Annotated in this window: 17 protein-coding genes; 4 read left to right on the top strand and 13 right to left on the bottom strand. The window is 39.0% G+C overall.

The window, feature by feature from the left end:
- Positions 1 to 40: 40 nt before the first annotated feature.
- The 9 genes from IGI68_RS07690 to IGI68_RS07650 all read right to left on the bottom strand — a co-directional run bounded on the left by IGI68_RS07690 (position 41) and on the right by IGI68_RS07650 (position 9,377).
- A complete protein-coding gene (locus tag IGI68_RS07690; protein WP_438732038.1) occupies positions 41 to 892 on the bottom strand; it encodes an alpha-L-fucosidase in 852 nt (283 codons plus the stop codon).
- Positions 819 to 1,220 (bottom strand): alpha-L-fucosidase, encoded by a 402-nt coding sequence (locus IGI68_RS07685; protein ID WP_438732036.1) that lies wholly within the window; start codon positions 1,218 to 1,220, stop codon positions 819 to 821. Before IGI68_RS07685 ends, IGI68_RS07690 begins: the two co-directional genes overlap by 74 nt.
- Positions 1,177 to 1,365, bottom strand: coding sequence for an alpha-L-fucosidase (locus IGI68_RS07680; RefSeq protein WP_438732034.1), 189 nt, complete (start codon positions 1,363 to 1,365; stop codon positions 1,177 to 1,179). Before IGI68_RS07680 ends, IGI68_RS07685 begins: the two co-directional genes overlap by 44 nt.
- A gap of 245 nt (positions 1,366 to 1,610) precedes the next feature.
- Positions 1,611 to 2,555, bottom strand: coding sequence for a DUF7916 family protein (locus IGI68_RS07675; RefSeq protein WP_071875692.1), 945 nt, complete (start codon positions 2,553 to 2,555; stop codon positions 1,611 to 1,613).
- A gap of 21 nt (positions 2,556 to 2,576) precedes the next feature.
- Positions 2,577 to 4,847: a helix-turn-helix domain-containing protein gene (locus IGI68_RS07670; RefSeq protein ID WP_438732031.1), complete on the bottom strand. Its 2,271-nt coding sequence runs from the start codon at positions 4,845 to 4,847 to the stop codon at positions 2,577 to 2,579.
- Complete coding sequence (locus IGI68_RS07665; protein ID WP_438732029.1) at positions 4,844 to 5,470, bottom strand: YesL family protein; 627 nt, start codon at positions 5,468 to 5,470, stop codon at positions 4,844 to 4,846. The genes IGI68_RS07670 and IGI68_RS07665 overlap by 4 nt, the downstream gene beginning before the upstream one ends.
- 316 nt (positions 5,471 to 5,786) lie before the next feature.
- Positions 5,787 to 7,418 carry an extracellular solute-binding protein gene (locus IGI68_RS07660; RefSeq protein WP_071875689.1) on the bottom strand — a complete coding sequence of 544 codons (1,632 nt, stop codon included), beginning with the start codon at positions 7,416 to 7,418 and terminating at the stop codon, positions 5,787 to 5,789.
- 71 nt (positions 7,419 to 7,489) lie between these two features.
- The gene (locus IGI68_RS07655) at positions 7,490 to 8,404 is read right to left on the bottom strand and encodes a carbohydrate ABC transporter permease (protein WP_438732027.1); all 915 of its coding nucleotides are present in this window, start codon (positions 8,402 to 8,404) and stop codon (positions 7,490 to 7,492) included.
- Positions 8,405 to 8,423: 19 nt separating this feature from the next.
- Entirely contained in the window at positions 8,424 to 9,377 is a 954-nt protein-coding gene (locus IGI68_RS07650) for an ABC transporter permease (protein ID WP_438732025.1), read from the bottom strand.
- A 300-nt stretch (positions 9,378 to 9,677) separates the two neighbouring features.
- Between IGI68_RS07650 and IGI68_RS07645 the strand changes: the two genes are divergently transcribed.
- Both IGI68_RS07645 and IGI68_RS07640 read left to right on the top strand, forming a co-directional pair.
- Positions 9,678 to 11,555, top strand: coding sequence for a beta-N-acetylhexosaminidase (locus tag IGI68_RS07645; RefSeq protein ID WP_438732023.1), 1,878 nt, complete (start codon positions 9,678 to 9,680; stop codon positions 11,553 to 11,555).
- A gap of 26 nt (positions 11,556 to 11,581) precedes the next feature.
- On the top strand, positions 11,582 to 12,070 hold the full coding sequence (locus IGI68_RS07640; RefSeq protein ID WP_438732021.1) for a hypothetical protein: 489 nt from the start codon (positions 11,582 to 11,584) through the stop codon (positions 12,068 to 12,070).
- Positions 12,071 to 12,225: 155 nt separating this feature from the next.
- Here the strand turns inward: IGI68_RS07640 and IGI68_RS07635 are convergent, their stop codons facing one another.
- The 4 genes from IGI68_RS07635 to IGI68_RS07620 all read right to left on the bottom strand — a co-directional run bounded on the left by IGI68_RS07635 (position 12,226) and on the right by IGI68_RS07620 (position 18,262).
- On the bottom strand, positions 12,226 to 12,990 hold the full coding sequence (locus IGI68_RS07635) for a class I SAM-dependent methyltransferase (protein ID WP_438732019.1): 765 nt from the start codon (positions 12,988 to 12,990) through the stop codon (positions 12,226 to 12,228).
- Between the two features lie 86 nt (positions 12,991 to 13,076).
- The gene (locus IGI68_RS07630; protein WP_438732017.1) at positions 13,077 to 14,069 is read right to left on the bottom strand and encodes an HD domain-containing protein; all 993 of its coding nucleotides are present in this window, start codon (positions 14,067 to 14,069) and stop codon (positions 13,077 to 13,079) included.
- Positions 14,070 to 14,261: 192 nt separating this feature from the next.
- Entirely contained in the window at positions 14,262 to 16,943 is a 2,682-nt protein-coding gene (locus IGI68_RS07625) for an alpha-mannosidase (RefSeq protein ID WP_438732015.1), read from the bottom strand.
- 26 nt (positions 16,944 to 16,969) lie between these two features.
- Complete coding sequence (locus IGI68_RS07620) at positions 16,970 to 18,262, bottom strand: glycoside hydrolase family 125 protein (protein ID WP_071875719.1); 1,293 nt, start codon at positions 18,260 to 18,262, stop codon at positions 16,970 to 16,972.
- Positions 18,263 to 18,425: 163 nt separating this feature from the next.
- Here IGI68_RS07620 and IGI68_RS07615 point away from each other — a divergent pair, with 163 nt between their 5' ends.
- Together IGI68_RS07615 and IGI68_RS07610 are read left to right on the top strand one after the other, a co-directional pair.
- Entirely contained in the window at positions 18,426 to 19,487 is a 1,062-nt protein-coding gene (locus IGI68_RS07615) for a GntR family transcriptional regulator (protein WP_438732013.1), read from the top strand.
- Positions 19,488 to 21,632: a GH92 family glycosyl hydrolase gene (locus tag IGI68_RS07610; protein ID WP_438732011.1), complete on the top strand. Its 2,145-nt coding sequence runs from the start codon at positions 19,488 to 19,490 to the stop codon at positions 21,630 to 21,632. It abuts the gene before it with no gap.
- Positions 21,633 to 21,661: the final 29 nt, after the last annotated feature.

Genomic DNA, 21,661 nt, shown 5'->3' with positions numbered 1-21,661 from the left:
CTTATCCCATCCAATATCTTCCTTCATTCATTAAAACAGACTACTTCGTGACCGTTGATGCATAATCGATTTGGTAGACTTCGAATAACGCTTCATGATCCAAGGTTTGGTTCAGTGTTTCAAAAGAGACGGTTTCTTGCGTCGCTAACAAGCGAATATCTTTGATTCCGGCCGGTAGATCATGGATTTCTAAGGGTAGCATCTCCCCTTTTTCGTGGAAAAGATACAGTCTGTGCCCTTTTTTAGTCGCGTACCAGCCACGTGGTAATGGAGCGTCAACTGGGCGCGTTTCATAAATCCCAGCGCCAAATGTCGCCAGCCATGTACCTAATGGTTTTAAAATCGCTTTTGCCTCATTCGAAAGTGTCCCATCTGGCTTGGGGCCAAAACCTAAGATAATATTACCGCCCATCGCCACCACTTTTACCACACTCTTTAGTATTTCAGCGAACGTTTTAAATTCATCATTGGCACAAAATCCCCAATTTTTAGCTAAAGGGATATTACTCTCCCACGCCTTAGTCGGTGGCACATCTGGTATTTTGCGTTCCGGAGTCACATAATTTTCATGAATGCCCCCAATACTACGGTCAACCACTAAAAGATCCGGTTGGTTTCGGCGAACGTCCGTGACAATGCGCGTCATATCTAATTGCTCATGGCGTTTATTGACCCAACCATCATCGAGCCACAAAATATCTAAATCACCATAATTTCGCGTGATTTCCACCAGTTGGTCATGAACAAATTGATCATATTGCGCCCAACGTTCCGGATATTCCAATGGGTCATAACTTGCATATCGTCCTTTTGGTCGCTCACCAGGTACCCAGTACAACGGTGAATGCCAATCGGGTTTTGAATAATACGCGCCGACACTCAACCCCTTCATTGCGAAAAGCAGTCGCGACTTCACCAAAAATATCGGCCCGTGGATCTTTGGCAAACGGACATGGCTCACTCGTCACTTTATAATCTGAATAGTTTGTGTCATACATGTTAAAGCCATCGTGATGCTTCGTCGTAAAAATCATATAGCGAAAACCCGCTTCTTTACACGTTTTTGCCCAATCCGCTGCATCAAACTTATGGGGATTAAATTGATAATGCAAGTTCCAGTAATCTTCCCGTAATTCATCAATGTCGTTGCGCCAACCACCACGTTTTCGGGCCCAGTCATCTTCTTTCTGATAACTGCCACGATTCAACAATACTCGCATTTGTATAGATTCCCCAGTGAAAAATCACACCAATTTTTTGGTCTTGAAACCATTCGAGTTTTCTTAGAATGTTTTCGGGTAATTCTGAGTAGCTTTTATACGTCGCCTCTAAATTTTCTTCAATGTCTAAGTGTTCATTGGTCATGTCAATCCCTCCTCTAGTTAACCGTTCACGCTATTGACTCAGCAATGAGATGATTCCTTTAACGGTCACCCCTACTCTACTTAGTCACAGAAGTGAAGACAATATGTATTCCTGTTAGAACGCTTTCATCCTAGATTACATAGTTTTTTGAGCCTCTTTTACTTGAAACCTTTTCTTTTACGCAAAAAAGAGACAGAGGACGGATGAACGTCTTTTGTCTCTTTCGGTTATTTTTATCTAGCGAGTTAACGATTAATGGAACGCGCCATGATTTGAATCGTATGCTTCATTCCACGAATCGCAACTGATAAGTGGTAAATATTTTCGCAAGGTGCAACCCCGCTATAGCCGGCATCGCCAATGTGTTGCAAATCAACGCCACACATTTTATTCCATAACGCAATTTGACGGATGGTTTCCGGCGAGGCACTTTCTTGACTCGTACCAATTGCTGACATGGTTAACATGCCTAAGCGCTTCGCAAGTTTCACAGCAGCTTTTAGTTCTTCTTGATCAAATCCTGGAACTGTTCCAACCGCTGGTAAGAGTAGAATATCTGCCCCTGCTTTAGCAAATTCATGAATCGCCTCAGGTGTCATGATTGGTTCATCGACACCTGAACTATGCATTTTCCCAGCAATAATTAATCCTTGAAAGTTTTCTTTCCCCACTCGAATCGCTTCTGTAATTTGCTCATTCGTGACACCTGTCCCAGGATTCCCCGTTAAACAAATATAATCCACACCTAGTTTTTGAGCCGCTTGGAAGGTCGCTGCGGTACTTTTACGGCCATTACCAATTTCAACCTTTTGCCCCATGGTTGCTTGATTTGGCGCAACTGGTTCTAAATTAATTCCAATTAAACGGCCCGTCAAATGTTTTAATTCAGCAATTGGATTGCGTGTATTTTTTTCTGGATGCGCCCAGTAATCAAATGCTTCAGATAAACCAATACCGGGTAAGCCAATCACGACCGGATTAAAACAATCAAACAGATTGAGTAGTAACATATCTGCTCCAAACGCTGCCGCTAATTCTGCATTGGTCGTACTGTCAGTGGCTGTCGCCGAACAACAAACATTTTCACTCACAATGACACGTCCTTCACTCGCTTTAATTGCTTCAAACATGTCTTCGCGATTCATTTGACGAACTTCTGATGCTGTTGCACTAATTAACCTTTTAACCATTATGATATCCTCTTTTCTATTCTATCGATTTTTTTCACGAAATTGTCCAGGAGTCATCCCAACAATCGTTTTAAATTTACGCGTATAGTTCGATACATCATAGTAACCAGCAGATGTAATAATATCTTTAATCGGTGCACCTGTTTCAATTAAATCTCGTTTAATTTTTTCGAGACGACGATCTTGAACATATTTCGAAAACGTTACGCCACTTTCTTTTTTGATAAAGCGACTTAAGTAGGAAACAGAGACATCAAATTCCTCTGCGACTTGTTCTAACGAAAATTCTTGTGACGTATAGTGTGCATCCATGTAGGAGAAGATATCTTTTTGTAATTGCGATTCTTGATTTTTTGGATTTTTTTGCACAACACAACAAATTCGTTTGCTCATTGCGAGTAATTCTTTTTCAAGTTCAAAAATATTCGAAAAATCTGCGGCCGCTTCTGCTTCTTGGAAAAAGTCTTGTCCCACAATCTCAACGCCGCTCGTCACGACACTATTTAATAGGTAGTAACTATAGAGCTTCATCCCAGCAATTGTCGGTTGCTCTTTAATCCCTTTTTGAACCAGCTCATGAATCGTCTCTTCTGCAATCTCGTAATTCCCTTGTTGTAAACTTTGACGCAGTTTCAACTGCTCTTCTGTTGGATAAGAAAAAGTTTCTTTTTTCTTCGTATGCTTAATGTCATTAAAGAATAAAATTTGATTCGGTAAACCGGAAATCGTGTGATATTCCAAGGCCGCTAATCCTTCAATATAGGAGAGATTAACCCCACTTAATTCTTTGACCACACCCCCGACACCCACGGTTGGAGCGACGACATTTTCTAACACAATTTTTGCGACAATTTCTTTGACGACTTTTTGTGGATCACTATTTTTACCCAAGCTCACTAATAACGCAATAGCCTGACTAGATAATAATTCTGATCCATACGCTTGGTAATTTTCGCCTGAAAGATCGTCCAGGAAACTCATCAAAAATTCTTGGTTTTGGATACTCGTTGTCGTTGTGACCATTTTTGTATCGACTAACATGACAAAATAGCCATGACTATATAGTTTCACATTCACCGCTTGAAGCAATAAATCAATTTCTTGATTGTCTTTAAAACGTCCCATTAAGAGTTTTCTAAGAACTTGTTCTCTCGCAAGTGGCGTTTGGCGTTTGATTTCTTGATGCAGTTCTTTGTTTTGTTTTAAGAACGTCACCACGTGATTTCCAATTTTATCCAAGCTGTCTAATTCTTCATCGCCAGAAGCATCACCCATTTGTTGCTCCATCAATTTTTCTAACTCATGAATCGGTTGATATTGGCGGCGACCTATAAAGATAACCACCACTACACCACTCGCAAGTAAGAACATGACGATTGTCAAAGAGCGTAATTGGGTTTTCTTGACATCTTTTAAAGCAAGACTCCCATTGGTTAAGGCCGCATAGGTAATGCCAAAATCTTCATCTTGGACGGTACTAATCCGAAATTCACCTTCACTGGTTTTCTTCGATTCTTCTTTCAGTAATGCTTCGACTTGCAATGGACGATACATCATTTCAGGAATATCATCCATCGTGGATGCCGCCAGTAAGCGATAATGTTTATCCAACATCAACACTTTTCCCGACTCTTGGTCAATCGCTTTTTCTAGCGCTCGTTGAATATCCAGCATTTTCATCGTGTACATCACCGTGCCATATGGGCTACCTTCTGCTGAAGTTAACGGGACAAAATAAGACATTAAACCGAGACTATCATCAAACGAGACTTTCGGGACTGTATAAATTAATGGAACATTGGTACTAAGCGATTCTCTTAGACCTTTCTCCTCAAACACAAATAAATCATATCTTCTTTCAATAAAGGTTGAAAAATCCATTTGTCCACTCGCTGAATACAATTTGTTCGGTTGATCATAAAAATAGATGTATAATTCTTCGATTAAATTACTATAAATTTTGTAGCGTTGTAACTCTTTAATCATTTCTGTTGCATAGTATGGATGCGTTGCCATTTTCTCGGTTAAAGAAGGATTGTAAGTCATTTGTTTCGTAATCAAATCTAACTGACTCAAATTTCCGGACATAATCGATTGCACTTGAATCAATTGATTTTTCGCCGATAAGTCAATTTGATCATTGATACTTGTCGTTGACGTCCGATACCAAATAAAAGAGACGATTGAAAATGGGAGCAAAAACACTAATAAATAGGAAAAAACATACCGACGAAAAGTCTGTGTTTTAAATTTAAAGCGGATTTGTCTAAATGATCCGAATAGCTTTTTCATAGCGTATCAGCCCTAGCTTCTGTCTTTTTCATTCCTTGTAAAGCAAACCACATCACTGGCACAATAATCAACGGTACACCGGCAATAATCAGTAAAATCGGTATCCCCACATAAATCGCCATAATGACAAACGTTCCAACTAACATCGCAATCGCTTCCGTTAAGTTCGTAAAAAATAAGGTAACCGCTTGTCGAAGGTATTGCTTATACGTTAATTCATAACGGCATAGTACTGGAAAAACGAACAAACAGGTTCCTAAAAACAAAATGAATAACAAAATTAGCCCGTAATGAACGATGGCTGATTGGACATATGTTTTATTCACTTGTAAGTCGAAGGTTAAAAATCCTCCCACCGCTAGCATCGTGTATCCCAGATAATTACTCATTTTAAAATATTTTCGATAAAATTGTCCGTACTCCTCACGAATTTTCACGTATTCTTTTCCACGAATAAAGAAAAGATAAATCACTTGAAAAACCGCAGCTAGTGCCGGAAAGACTCCGAATAAAACGGCTCCTTTTAACGCATATAGAATAAATAAAAGTTGCAAGTATAGACCATCAATAATGGTTTGCCCCAAAACATAGCTACCTTTAATGATTCCTTTCATTTCTCTCATTTTTTGTTGCCCCCCTAAAACTTATAAAAAACCTACATGTAATAGCTTACCATAAAACAAGCGAATTTTTTAGTTAAAATCGATGAAAATGCCCTAAGAATTGTCTGTTCTTATGATTTATTTAAGGCAAACTTGAAGCGTTCTCATATAAACAACATTTGTGACTACTCTAAACTTATTTTACAACGTTTCCCACATAATAAAATAACATGCATGGACAGGTAGATTTCAATTTATCTATCCAAATTTCCAGTGAAAAAAAGCGAAGATCAACGATTTTCTCGATGTCTTCGCTTTTGGTTGTATCATCAAAAAATTACTCAGCACTTGCCCAACGATCGTAAGCTTGTTGATGCACACTTACGTATTCTTCTAAGCCCATGCTTTCAAGTGTTTGCACGTATTTATCCCAGTTTGAGATCGGTTCTAATCCAGTGATAAATTTCGCTTCCATTTGTTCAACATATGTTTTTAAATCAGTTGCAGCGTCACGAACTTTATCAGACTCTTCCGTTGTTAAGTATAATAATGGGAAAGTCACTTTCGCAAACGGTGTGATTTTCTCTTCCGTTTCAGCCGTTAAGAAATCTTGGAATGTTGTATCACTAACCGCATTCGCATCTGGTAAAACATTTGAACTTGGATCTGAAGGGAATTCAACTTTTGGTACCATGATACCGTAATCTGGTGTTACTTTTGAACGTGCTTCTTCAGACTCAGTTGGATCAACACCTTCTGCAAAGACGCGAACTTGTTCGCCTTTATCATTTTCAGCATACACCCAGAAATCGCCCTCTGGACCTTTGTTTAAGAAATCTGCGCCTTCTTCACTGTAGAAATAATCAACCCAACGTAACGTTGCTTCAGGTGAAGGATTATTACTTGTAATCGCGAATGTTGAACGACCCATACGTGGGCTACCTGGCGTTACACGCTCTGTATTAATATCTGACGTTAATGGGTAGAACATTGGATCCATCACAGCTTCATTTTCTTGACGACCTGTCGTAAAGAAAGAGAACCAATCTGGGAATAATCCGATTTGATTGTTTTGACCTTTCGCTTTCTTTTGCTCATCCGCTTGCGAATAAACTTCTTGGTCTAATAATTTTTCAGAATATAATTTATTCATAAATGTCACATATTCTTTGTAGTTTTCAGTTACTGGTGTAAACACGACTTTACCATCGATTTCTTCAATCGTACGGTCCGTAATTCCAAATGCTGACATTAACCATGGACGAGTTGAATCCATTTTCACATCTGTCAATGGAATTTCATCTTTTTTGCCGTTACCGTTTGGATCTTCATCACGGAAGCGAACGAGTAAGTCATAAAATTCATCCGTTGTTTTTGGAAGTTCCGTTACGCCTAACGCATCTAACCATTCGCCGTTATACCAGATTGGTCCACGAGGCCAAATCGCTGTATTTCCGCGGTGAATCATTGGTAATGAGTAAATATGACCGTCCGGTGTTGTAATTGACTTACGAACATCTGGATTTTCTTCTAATACTTTACTAAAATTCGGCATATTTTCCGCAATTAGATCTTCAATTGGTACTAAAATTCCTTGACTACCATAGTCCATTTCCATCGCTGGTGTCAATGTGTTCGTATCGGTACCGAATAAAACATCTGGTAAGTCACCACTTGCAAATGCTAAGTTTAACTTTGTGCCAAAATCAGCTACCGGAGGCGTCGTAAACGTAAATTCGATATTTGATTTTTCGGCCATTCCTTTGAAAAAGCCCATATCTGCCCATTCAGATGCGCCTGTAGAAGGACCCATCATCGTCATTGAAAGTTTTTCTTTTACAACAGGAAATTCTCCAGCTGTGCCTAATTCTACTTCTGTTTTTGTATTTTCTTTGTCTCCGCCATTACCACATGCTGCAAGTAACACACCACATGCGAGTAAGCTGACTAGTACTTTCGTTTGTTTCATTTCTAATTCTCCCCTTGAATCTTTTTTATTAAATCGGCTAACGCCGTTTTAAACGAATGGATGATACTTTTTTATCCTTTAACAGAACCAACCAACATTCCTTTAACGAAATACTTTTGTAGGAATGGATAAATCATAATAATTGGTAATGTAGAAACAATCATGACACCGTATTTAATCACTGCTGCCAGTTGTTGTTTAGAATAAAGTAACTCGGCCATTTCGCCGGTCATTGTCCCGCCAATTGAGTTTGACGACATATCTTGCAAGACTAAGATTTCACGTAAGACCATTTGTAATGGGTACATTGCTTTGTCAGATAAATAAATCAAAGCGCTGAAGAAGCCATTCCAGTGGCCGACCCCATAAAACAACGCCATTACGGCAATGATTGGTGTCGAAAGTGGTAACACAATCTTCATAAATAATTTGAAGTCGGAACAGCCATCAATAATGGCCGCTTCTTCCATCTCTCGTGGAATCGTACTTTGGAAGAATGTCCGTGTTACGACAATGTTATAAACAGAAGCCGCACCTGGTAACACTAACGCCCAAACGGTATTTAACATCCCTAAGTTTTTAATCAGTAAGTATGTTGGAATTAATCCCCCGCTGACAAACATCGTAATTAATAAGAACGTTGTAAACGTTTTGTGTCCGTAAAAGTCCGGACGGGATAAAGCATAGGCTGCCGGTAACGTCACGACTAAGTTAATCGTTGTCCCTAATACCGTGTAGTAAATCGTGTTTAAATAGCCACGCCAAATGCTATCATTATCTAAAATTGTTTTGTAGCCTTCTAACGTAAATCCTTTCGGGAACAACCACATTTCTCCTGAATTCACATATTGGGGATCACTAATCGAAGCACTGATAATATAAATCAGTGGATACAATACGATTCCTACGGCTAAAATAATATAAATGTAGTTAAAAATCATAAAAACTTTATCTGCTTTGGTGTCTTTCACTAAACGATTATTCATCTCTTATGGTCCTCCTTTTCTAGAATAAGCTGGACTCGCCAAGCTTCGAAGCAATTTTGTTCACGGAAATCATTAAAATCGCATTAATCGCTGAGTTAAATAGACCAACAGCTGCCGCATAACTATATTGTGCTTCTAATAACCCTTGTTGGTACACAAACGTAGCAATCACGTTTGAAGATTCCATGTTTAACGGGTTTTGCATTAATAAGATTTTTTCATATCCTAAGTTCATCACTGATCCGACGTTCATGATTAATAAAATCACCATTGTTGGACGAATCGTTGGTAAGTTAATGTGCCAAATGCGTTGTAAGCGTGTTGCACCATCCACGACGGCCGCTTCATGTAACTGGGTATCAACGCCCGCTAACGCTGCGAGATAAATCACAGAACCCCAACCGGTTCCTTGCCAAACACCTGATAAGACATACACCGTTTTAAACCAACGGGGATTTTCCATAAAGGCGATTGGTTCCATCCCGAAAAATTGCACGACGTGGTTGATAATCCCTGTTGAGGGATTTAAGAAAGCTAAAATCATCCCAACCATTACAACCGTTGAAATAAAGTTTGGTGCATAAGTAACCGTTTGCGAGAATTTCTTTAATGGGCCATCTTTAATTTCATTTAAAGCAAGTGCTAAAATAATGGGTAAAGGAAACCCAACGACTAATGAATAGACACTAATGCCAATCGTATTTTTTAATAAGTCCCAAAAATAATAAGAATCAAAGAAACGTTGAAAATGTTTGAATCCCACCCAAGGGCTCCCCCAAACACCTAACGTCGGAATATAATCTTTAAAAGCGATCATTACTCCATACATTGGGATATACGAGAAAATAAAGAAAGCTAAGAACGCTGGTAAGATAAAGACGTACAGTTGACGACTTGCCAGGATGCTTTTTTTTCTTTTTTCTCTTTTTTTCTGTTGCGCAGTTAATTGCGGCTTATTGCCAGTTAACTCCATTTTTTTTCCCCCTTCAAAATCATTTGCTTGCTGAACACGTTTTCAGAATAGCCCTTTCATCAATTGTTCTCAATATGTGGTTTTTGACCCGCTTACAAAGTCAGTCATGACAGCATTCAAACGCTCCCAAAAAAACACTTTTAAGCGTGATATTCCCTTGTATGATCTGATTGATTGGTCAATTTTGGGCATCTTTACTATGTAATAACCGCTTTCAATGTGTAACTTTTTACGAATAGGTACACCGTTAGTCTTTTATACTATACTAACGGTGACTTAAATAAAAAGGAGAATAAAAAAATGAAAGCGATATATTTTACAGGTGATTTAACGCAAGTGGAAACCGGCTTACAGATTCTTGCACCAAAATTAGGGTATACCATTCATACAGATGGTATCGAAATTAAACTCCAACAACAAGGCGAATCATTAATGGTATCAAAAACCATCGACGCTATCCAAATTACGTTTCGTGAACCGGCACATCTTTTTAGAGGATTGACTCTCCTCCTCGCTCATTGGGAACAAGAAACCTATCATTTAGTGGAACATCCTCATTTCAAGTTGATTGGTCCGATGGTCGATACGTCACGCAATGCCGTCCCGACTGTCGAAAAAATCAAAGAATTATTGGAAACGTGTAGCACGATGGGGCTTAATCAATTCATGCTTTATATGGAAGATACGTATGAAATTCCTGAGTATCCTTATTTTGGTTATCTCCGTGGACGCTATACTTACACGGAATTAAAAGAACTCGATGACTACGGTTTTGCTTTAGGAATTGAACTCATTCCTTCGATTCAAGTCTTAGGCCATTTAAAAAATCCTTTGAAATGGAACTTTGCGCGTGAAATGCGTGATACGGAAGATATTTTATTAGTCGATGAACCCAAAACCTATGAATTTTTAGAAAAAGCGATTCAAGCAGCTTCACGCCCATTTCGTACAAAAAAAATTCATATTGGAATGGACGAGGCACATACATTAGGTCTGGGACGTTATTTACAAAAAAATGGTTTTGAGAATCGCTTTGACATTATGAACCGTCACCTCGCGCACGTTTTAACGATTACCGATGCACTTGATTTAGAAGTTGAGATGTGGAGTGATATGTATTTTCGTCTTGGTTCTAAAACCGGTGACTACTATGATCCAGAATTTGATATTCCTGCTGAAGTCGTTAACAGTATTCCAAACGTCAAAATGGTCTACTGGGATTACTATCACCATGAAGAATCTGAATATGAGAATTTACTGGCTAGCCATCAATTACTGGAAAAACCGATTGTCTTTGCGGGTGGCATTTGGACCTTTAACGGCGTTGCACCGAATTACGGAAAAACAATGATTTCAACAAACGCAGCCTTAGCAGCCTGTAAAAAACAACAGATTGAATCCGTTTATGCAACACTTTGGGGCGATGACGGAGCAGAAACGCCACTAGATACGGCGTTACTCGGGCTTCAATTGTTTGCCGAACATCAATTTAACGCAGAAGTTCCCGATGAACTCCTTGCCCAACGCTTTATGGAAATCCAACATGAATCGATGGCTGCCTATTTATTACTCGATCGTTTTGATCAAACCCCAGGAGTCGCTGAAAACAATCCAAGTGGTTCGGCGATTAGTAAAATTATTTTGTATCAAGATTTATTACTTGGCCTTTACGATGAAACCATTTCATCTTTTGACTTAACCACACATTACAAACAATTAGCACAAGAATTAAAGACTTGCTCCCGCGCTAATCATTCAGAAATCTTTGCTCACTATACGCGACTTGCTGACCTACTTGTCATCAAAACGGATTTAGGAATTGCGTTAAAAGCAGCCTACCTTGCGTGTGAGAAAACACAAATGAGAGAACTATTAGTCACCATCAATCAATTAAAAGAGCAAGTCCAAGAGTTACGATTGGGGCACCGAAAAATTTGGTTTGCGGCAAATAAAGCATTTGGTTGGGAAATTCTGGATATTCGTTACAGTGGGATCTTAGGACGGATCGACACGACCATCTGGCGGATTGAAGCATGGCTCGAAAATGATCAGCCAATTGAAGAACTAGCAGCTGAACGTTTGCCTTTTGATGGACCTTATCCAATGCCTGAAGGAATCATTCTCGGTCGGAACCTCTATCATGGTATAATAAGTCCGAGTAAGTTATCCGACGTTTAAACGTCGTAATTTTGGAGGTAAGAAAGATGTTAAAAAAAGTATTTGTCGGCATCGCAGGGTTAATTTTTCTAATCTTTATTCTAAATAACGTGAACAAAGCCAATGATATGAGTGAGAAAATCAATCAAGAAGCTGGCGCAGTAGAGATCAAAGGAAACATTACCAACGAAGAAGATGTTTATGCCGTTTATGATTTATTAGAAAGAAATCTGCAAGCTGCCAATGACGAAGATGTGGAAACATACCTTCAGACATTAATTCCTGAAGCACGGGAAGCAACAAAAAAAGAAATGACGACTTTTTTTGAAACATATGATGTGAAGCACACACTTCTTTCATTCGAAGTTCGAAAAGAAGATGGTGAACGTATTTTAGTCAAAACCCAGCAACGCACCGTTAATGAAGGCACGGAAGAATTTCGTAATCACATTACCGAAGCCAATCATACGTTTGTCAAAATCGACGGCGAATGGTTTATCGAAGAAACAGCAATGAGCAATACCCAATTCTTTTAAGAATCGTGAATAAGTAAGGTGTTCTCTAAGTTTCAGATTTTTGTCACCCATTTATCAATCAAACGTTCATCAAAAAAGAGGGCTGTGACTTTTGTCACAGCCCTCTTTCCTATGTTTGGTCAAGTTCAATAATTAAAAAATACTCTTGTTATCAATTACTTCTTACTTCGAGTCCCTTCAAAAGTCAAGATTGAACTCGTTTTTGATGGTTGTTTTTGATACGTATAATCCGCAGAATAGGTCACATCGGTGAAACCAATTTCCTCTAATAATAATTGAAACTCGGTAACACCATACCAACGCAACACTAATTTTTGCAATTCCGTCTCGACTAACTTTCCCTTGCGCCATTTTTCATATTTTAAATAGGATAATGTCCATTGATTGATCCAGTCGATTTCAACCGAGTGATTTTCAAGGGTAATTCCTTCAACAGGTGAGATTTCGTAAGCATTGGTTGAAACTTTACCTGTTGTCCAATCCGTTGGAAAAACGAGATCAATCAACACTCGTCCACCCACATTTAAGTGTTCATAAAAACACTGTAACGCATTTTTCGCCTCATCTCGTTGCTCAATCAATCCGAAAGAACCCGTTGGAATCACAATGGCAGCGTATCGACTCTCAAGTGAAAAATCACTGAGCACTCCTTCATGAAGATTGGTTATCAGATTTCTTTCTTCACAACGTTTACGACAAGACGCTAACATTGAAGGGGAATAATCAATACCATCGACTTCAAAATCATTTTCGAGTAAGGGAATCAAAAAGCGACCCGATCCCACACCGGCTTCCAAGATTTTCCCTTCTACTTCTTTTAAACGTTCAAGATAATATTCAATATCCCCATGAAGCGAGTAACCCACAGGCTTCGTAAAATCATAGACTTCTGTACTTAATTTCCCATAATAACTATACATCGAATCCCTCCTATTCATTTTATGACTCATCCAAATGATGCAATGGATTTTCTAAAGTAAACAACTATCCAACTAAAGTACATATACTACTCTTTTTTTATACCGCAGACTCGTAAATATATGCCTTTTTCACTTTTCTCTTGTGCTTGTCGATTCATTTTTTGTGCCTTTTCTGAATAATTAGAAGTAAAATCGACTGTTTCGTCCACTCTAACTAGAGGATCTACAAGACGCGTTTTCTTTTTCTGATAAATATCGTAACGATCTCCTGGCAATACTTCTAAAAAAGTGACGGGTTGATAAAACTGACGGAATAAACCACGTAATTCCGTATCTTCCATTTCCGATAGTTGCGTCAAAATCTGAGTTTCTGTTTCCATCAAATCATTGACTGATAGAGATTCATTCGCCAAAGCATAGGTTAGAATTTGGCTCATCCATTCATAACCATAAATATTCACGGGGGCATAAAAAAAGTCAAGTACTACTTTATAGTATTCCTCAATGAACCATTCACCAGCAGCGACATTTCTCAACACTATTTTCCCATCGATGAGACTTAACTCCTTTAAAAATGAATGAATCTCAGCTAAATCAGTACCAAAATAACGATGAGCTTCACGTAAAGTATAGTCCACACGATCGGCACATAAAACGGGCGCTTCTTGTTCTAATATTTTCCACTGCGTATCATCGAGTAATAATTCTTGCCAATCAAAACGATATTGCTTTAAAATTTCGGGGATTGAACTTTCCTTCAAGTACTCTTCCTTAATTTTTTCATGGTAGTCTTCTTGATTTCGTTTCATCACCAAGTCAATCACATGGGAAAAAACAGTATGAGAAACGTCATGTAATAATCCTGCTATTTGCTCTTCTATAGAACCACCAAGCTTACGAATCAACAACATCACACCGATTGAATGTTCATAACGCGTTTCATTCCAAAGAGGATTCAGTAAATAACTTGCACCAACCATATGAATCTCTTTTAATCGTTGGACTTCTTTACTTTGAATCAACTCCGATAGAACTTCTTCCACTTCGTATTCACCATACAAAATATCTGAAACAATCATCGAATCGCCTCCTATTAAAGTGCCATTTCACTCCTATTATACCTTTTTAAAAGAATAATAATACCTCGAAAGAAGCTGTAATCCCTCCAAATAATTGTAGTTAGAGCTTTTTTCAGAAGAAAAAGCACCAATCACAAAATCGTGATCGGTGCTTTAAGTGTGTGTGGGTAAAAATTGTCGATAAAGATCAGGTTACTCTCCTAAACCAACAGTACGAATTTCGTAGGCGCCTAATTTTTCTGGATAAGCTTCATCCATTTTTTCTTCTAGTAAGTTTAGTAGCTCTGGTTGCACATTGTCTTTCTTAATAGTTAACTCACGGTCGGTATCAGCCATGTTGTAACCACGCAAGATGACATGATTATCTGATTTACGACGTTTTAAGGCCGTTGGAACAAACAGATCACCTTCTAATTCAACAAAGACACGGCTTGATGCCAATGTTCCTTCTTGAACAGCGATTTGTGCGGTAGTGAATGGAACTTGTGCCGTATACGTGTTTTGGTAAGTCGCATAACGTGACTCAGGTGCACCATGCAGTTCAACACTGTAATTAAACGTATACTCACCAATACATTGTGCTTCTGGTGTTGGGAAATAACCCCAGTCACCAAGTTCACCAACGGCACGTAATAACGTCACAGCAATCGTCTCATTGTTGACAATTTCGTATTCATTTAAGCCGTAGTTTCCAACTGTTACGCCACGTGTCTCATCATGCAGATTGGCAAATGCGTGTTGATGTTGTGGGTTTGTTGGGTTTTTCCAACTTGCGCTGACACCATTCGGACGTTTCACGACTTCATAAATACTATCTGCTTCGTGCGTATCCACATTGACTAAGCCTGTTGGGAATAACACGCGTAGACGGTGGTCTTTCATTTGGTTATTTAAGCTTGTTTCAAAATCAACTTTCTTGCTTTCGCCCGTAATCGTAACAAGCGTTTTAATGGTAAGAGGGGCCGTTTCTTTTGAACGTTGTGCTTTACGTGAAGTAAAACCAATCACCATTTTTTGTTCTTTTTCTAATAATCCATCCGCGGAAACAGGAATGTCTAATACATGAGTGATTTCAATCACTGCTTTATTCGCTGTATTTGAAATAACGTTGATTGCGGCTTTCACGTCTGATGACAGGATTGCTTTATCCCCTTGTGGTTGCATGAAGATATATTCATTGGCAATATCGCCCACGTTTTCAAAGACTGCTAAGTTATCGACAGTGACGTCTGTTTCTTTATCGGTAATCGCTAAAGAACCATTCTCCGCAATTTCAACTTTAATGAAATCATTTTCAATGACCGTTCCCGCTTCATTTGCTAACGTTCCGGCTTTTTCTTCCACTTTTCCTGGTACTAAAGCATAGGTTTCCCAAGCATATGGTGCCATATCTTTTAACGGCATCGTCACGGTAACGTAACGCTCCATAAATGGAATACGGAAAGCATCTTTTGGTAAGTCATAATCAAAGCGAATTTCTTCTTCAGAAATCACTGCGTCTACGACATTTCCTGCTTGATCAATCACATGATACTCACCTTTTTCAACTTCTTCTAATTGACGATAAAGTTGTGCCGGCCAACCTTGCGAAAATGTTTTACGTTCTAACTCGATATCGACAATCGCATCGCCTGATTTGGCTAAGCCATTCGTATTGAACACAACAAATGGGAAACTGTCGGCTGGGAAATTGGTTGTATCCATTTTTTCCGTTAATTGACGGACCGCTTCATTTGCTACGTATTTTCCTACTTCGTTGGCTTTTTCAAAACGGGGCATCATTTCACGGTGAACTTCATCAACCGAACAACCACAGATCGAATCATGTGGATGGTTTTGCATTAATGTTTTCCAACCATACGTTAACTCATCATGTGGGTATTTCCCTGTTACTTCATAAGCCATCGTCGCTAAAGGTTCTGCAATATTTTCTAATTGACGTTGGACACGGTTATTCCATTGTTTTAAGTAAACACGTGCAGAAGACGTGTTGGCTAATGTGAACCAACCATCTGTTTCTTGCGACGTTAATTCTCCTTCAACAGTTCCAACATCTTCAGGCAAATCTTGTTGGACCGCTTCTAAGTAATCCGTGAAGTTTGAGTGAATGAACTCATAGTCTGGATACAATTCGTTTGCTAATTTGATGGCTTGTGTCACATCTTTTTGAACAGGTTGATGGTCAACCCCATTCATCATTAATAAGTGACCGGTAGACGCAAATTGTTCCACGTCTTTTAGTTTTTGATCCCAGAATTTAATGGCTGCTTCTTTTTCAGCAGGAATTTCATTTCCGTTACTGTACCAGTTGGCAAAGAGCAAACCGAAAATCTCTGATTGGTCTGGACCTTTCCACCACATTTCAGAATATTGTGAAGAATAACTTTCAGCTTCAATGACTTCGTTGTCAAAGCCAATTGGTTTCACACCGCGACCAAAAGCTGCTGCTTCAAGTCCGGCTTTTTTCATCATTTGTGGCGCTTGTCCCATATTTCCGAAAGTATCTGGGAAGTAACCTAATTTAACCGGTGTGCCCCATTTTTTACTTTCTTCCATCCCAATTAACATATTACGAACATTCGACTCTGAACTGATTAAGAAGTCATCTTGTAAGATGTAAAATGGGCCAATGCGTAATTTTCCTGCGTCAATCGCTTTTTGAATAGCTTCACGTTTTTCTGGACGAACTTGTAAATAATCATCTAAGAGAATCGTTTGGCCATCTAAATGGAAACTATTGAAGTCAGGATCTGTTTCGAATAATTCTAATAAATCATCCATTAATTCCACTAATAACATATGGTGTTGTTCGTATGGTAAGTACCACTCACGGTCCCAATGACTATGAGAGATAATATAAACTTTTTTCTTCATCATGTACGCTCCTATTCATTCATTCTTTATTTTTCAACGCGGATATCAAAGTAATCCATGACTAACTCACAAAACATCATGTTTGCCCATGAGAACCATTCGCGCGTATAGGCATTTGGATTATCAACGTCAAATCCTTCATGCATTAAGTTTGTGCCACCATCTGTTGCGACTAATGTATTTAAAATCCGTTCTTTTTCCGCTTTATCGTTAGTGGTCATCCCTTCCATTGCCATTGCGATTGGCCATACATAGTTTTCTGGTGTGTGTGATGAGCCAATTCCTTTAGCGAATTTCCCTTCATAGAAGTATGGATTTTCTTTACTTAATAATGTTTGACGCGTGCGCAGATAACGCTCATCATCCACTGAACCATAACCTAAGTAAGGCGCTGAAATTAAGTTTGGTACATTACTATCATCCATTAATGACGCATTTCCTAAACCATCGACTTCATACGCAAAAACTTCTTCTCCAGCTGCATTTTTCGTCAATCCGTGTGCTTCAATCCCTGCTTCGATGTCTTCACGTAATGCTTTTGCCTCGGCAACAATCGCTGCATCGTCTAAAATTGTTGAAAAAATTTCTTCGATATAGCCTAAAACGACAACCGCAAACATATTCGAAGGCACTAAGTAACCACCACCAGCACAGGCGTCGTCACTTGGACGGAAACCTGACCAAGTCATCCCTGTTGGTGCGACTTCTACCCCACGACCATGATTGATCAATGTATCTTCTGCTCTCCATGTGTCACGAACAAAGTTATAAGGGGATTTGCGGTGATCTTGTTCTGTTCTGAAAACGTGTAAAATCTTTTTAATCCCTTCAACGAAATCTTCGTTAAATTGATCCGTACGTCCAGTATTTTTATAAAGTAAGTAAGCCAGTTGTGTTGGGTACGCTAATGAGTCAATCTCATATTTACGCTCCCAGATCCAATCGTTCATGACTGTATAATCATCTTGATGTCCTGCACCATTTGCTTCTTCATTAAAGGCATTCGCATAAGGATCAATATTGATATAAAAGAATTGTTTCTTCACTAAACCACTAATCATTGAAGCTAAATCTTCATCTTCTTTGGCTACAACTAAATACGGACGAACTTGAGCAGTTGAATCACGTAACCACATCGCAGGAATATCTCCTGTTAATAAGAAACTCGTTCCGTCTTCATGACGTTTAACGGTTGTTAATAACGTATTGGCAAAACCCGCATTAAAGTTTTTCGCCCAATCGGCATGTTCTTCGCCACATTTTTCTGTGATCATATCCATAAAGTTTTGTACTGAAGTTGGTATATCTTTATAAGCCATTTAGTTCATCCTCCATAAATTTGATATATCTTACTACGTCAGTATACTTCCTTTTTTTCGAATTGTCTACGTTTTCAAACGAAATATTTGTATTTTATTTTCTTGAAATCTGTGATATCATCAATATATGATATACCAACTAATGTTGAGATCGGAGGATTCTATGAGCCAACCTCTATATAAAAAGATACTAACGGATTTAAGAGAAGAGATTCTATCCGGTAAACTTGCGGTGGAAGAACAACTCCCCACTGAAAAAGAACTTTCGGATCGTTACCAAGTGAGTCGTATTACCTCAAAAAGAGCCTTAAATGAATTAGAACAAGAAGGGTTAATTTATCGTGTCCGAGGAAAAGGGAGTTTTGTGAAAGCAAAAGAAACAAGTGCTACTACGATAGAAGAATCGTTTGTCATAAAAAATAATAAAGCACTGTTTATCTTGCCGTTTTTAAATGACCTATCCGTTGGGAACTTTACAGAAGGGTTATTACCAACGTTACAACAAGAACAAATTGAAGTTTCGATGGCAACCTTAGATGTCTTTAAGCAAAAGACCGTTGAGGAGCTGACGCAAGAATATGATGGCCTCATTTATTATGCGGAAGATACCGATTTGTATCTCGATATTCTAGTCAAACTCTCCATGAAACATTTTCCCGTCATCGTACTGGATAAAAAGCACTTTGAACTAAACTTCCCAACGATTTTATCAGATAACGTCAATGGTGGATTCCTTGCAACGCAGCAATTAATTAACCAAGGACATGAACGGATTGCTTACTTATTTGGGAATACGACCCATCCGCAATCCGTAAAAAATCGTTACGTCGGCTATTTACATGCGTTAAATCAAGCTGATATTGCGTTTCATACTTCTTCCGGCGATGAAAAAGCGACAAACAATGATTTAATTGAGTATTTAACCGAAAATAATATCACCGGAATTGTTTGCGAAAATGATTTAGTGGCCATTGAAGCAATGCGTATTTTAAAACAACAGCATTATCATGTTCCGGATGATTTTTCGATTATTGGTTTTGATAATATCCAAGCTTCTCAATTCGTTGATCCACCACTCACAACGATTGCACAAGATTTTACCTTAATCGGTGCGATCGCTGGTGAAACCTTGATTACCTGGTTAAAAACAAAAAAAATGCCCCAGGATCAAAAAGTCCCGGTCCGTTTAATCACAAGACAATCCACAAAGGAGAGAAATAGATAAATGATTACAAAGACAATTGACACAAGACATGGTACAGCCAACCAATACAGCTTTTCGAGTGGGAATTGCTTACCTTATACCGGCGTTCCATTTGGGATGAATTACGTTGCCGTTCAAACAACAGATCAAAAAGGAAGCTGGTGGTTCCATCCCGAAGATCGCACATTCCAAGGGTATCGTCTAACGCATCAACCGAGCCCTTGGATGGGTGACTTCAGCCGTTTGTTAATGACGCCACTCAGCGGAGACGTCCACCAAGCAAGCACTTTCCATACGCAAAGTTCGTATCGTCCAAATGAAAGTACATTTCGTCCGACTCATGTGAGCGTGACTCAACTGCGTTATGGGATTACCTCAACGATGATTCCGAGTCTGTATGGTGGTATTTTAGAAATCAATTATTCCGATAAAAATGCCGGATTCATGCTTTCACTTCCCGGACGTTACGAGGTCGAACAAATCGATGCCCATACGATTCAAGGACACGTCATCAATTTTTCCGGTTGTGAAGACAATGATTTACGCTTTTACTTTACCTTCTCTTTTGAGGAAGCGATTACGTCAGAAACAATCAAAGAGACTGGTGAAGATGGCCAAATCATCGTCCGTTTTGGCGATATTCCACAACAAAATATCCGTTTTGGCACTTCTTTCATTCGTTTAGAACAAGCACAATTAAACTTATCACGAGAAGCGACCCAAACAGCGACCGATTATTTAGAAAAAAGTTTAGCGCTATGGGAAGGTTATTTAAGTCGCATCGAAGTTGAACATCAAGATCCTACACAAACAGCGACGTTTTATCATAACTTTTATCGGATGTTCCTCTTCCCACAAACCTTTTATGAAGTAAACGAACAGGGTGAAAATATCCATTACGATACATTCAGTAAAACCGTGCGCCCAGGTGTGCTTTACACAAATAATGGTTTCTGGGATACGTACAAAACGGTTTACCCAATGTACTCTTTAATTGCGCAAGAGAAATACGAAGAGATGTTAGAAGGTTTCTTAAATAGTTACCACGAAACAGGCTTCTTACCAAAATGGTTATCTCCCGATGAGCGTGGTTTGATGCCTGGTACCTTAATTGATGCCGTGATTGCGGACGCTGCAGTTAAAGGCATTCGTTCTGATTTAATGCCTGCAATGTTAGAAGCGATGAAAAAAGCCGCAACGGTTCAAAGCGAAAATTCAAATTATGGTCGCCAAGGGACGCTTGATTACTTAAAATATGGTTATGTCCCAAGCAATTACCATGAGTCAGTCAATCATACCTTAGACTATGCGTATAGTGATTTTTGTATTAGCCAGGTCGCCCAAACACTCAATGATACAAAAACGGCAGAATATTACGCTGCACAATCATTAAACTATCGAAATATTTTTGATCAAGAATCAGGCTTTATGGTCGCAAAAGACCAAGAGGGACATTTCCGTGAGAACTTCCTCGATATTCGCTGGGGGCGTGATTATGCGGAAGGTAGTGCTTGGCAAAGTAGTTATGCCGTCTATCAAGATTTTGCTGGCCTAATTGACGAACATGGTGGTGCAGAAGCCTTCGAGAAGAAATTAATCGAATTAAATAACCAAGCACCGCGCTATAATGTCGATGGTTATGGTTTTGAAATTCACGAAATGAGTGAAATGGCTGCATTAGAATTTGGTCAACTTGCGATTTCGAACCAACCAAGTTTCCATTATCCGTTCTTATTTAGCTATATTGGAAAACCTGAAATGGCCCAACCACTCTTGAAACAGTTGATGACACAAGCCTTCAACGCCTCACCTACCGGCTATCCAGGTGACGAAGATAACGGAAGTATGGCTGGTTGGTATATCTTTAATAGCTTAGGTTTTTACCCAGTAACGCCAGGTTCTGGCGAGTACGTGATTGGCATGCCTTTAGTTAGCAAAGCCACTGTTCACTTATCAAATGGCGAAAAATTGGTGATTAAAGCGAGTCCTAACTACCCACAACAACAATTCTTGCACGAAACAAAACGGAATAATGACGTACATCGTAAACTATTCTTTGATCATAGCGATTTAATGAATGGTGGAACGATTCATTATCAATTAGGCACCGTTCCAACACCAAGAACAGTGACCACAAACGAATTACCGTTCTCATTATCTAAATAAAAAAAGAACTCCGGAAGATCGACAGTCAT

It is taken from the genome of Enterococcus sp. DIV1314a (assembly GCF_051713805.1).
Classification (GTDB): Bacteria; Bacillota; Bacilli; order Lactobacillales; family Enterococcaceae; genus Enterococcus_I; species Enterococcus_I aquimarinus.
Note: the sequence above shows the minus strand (reverse complement) of the source record. Positions and strands in the feature narration are given on the sequence as shown.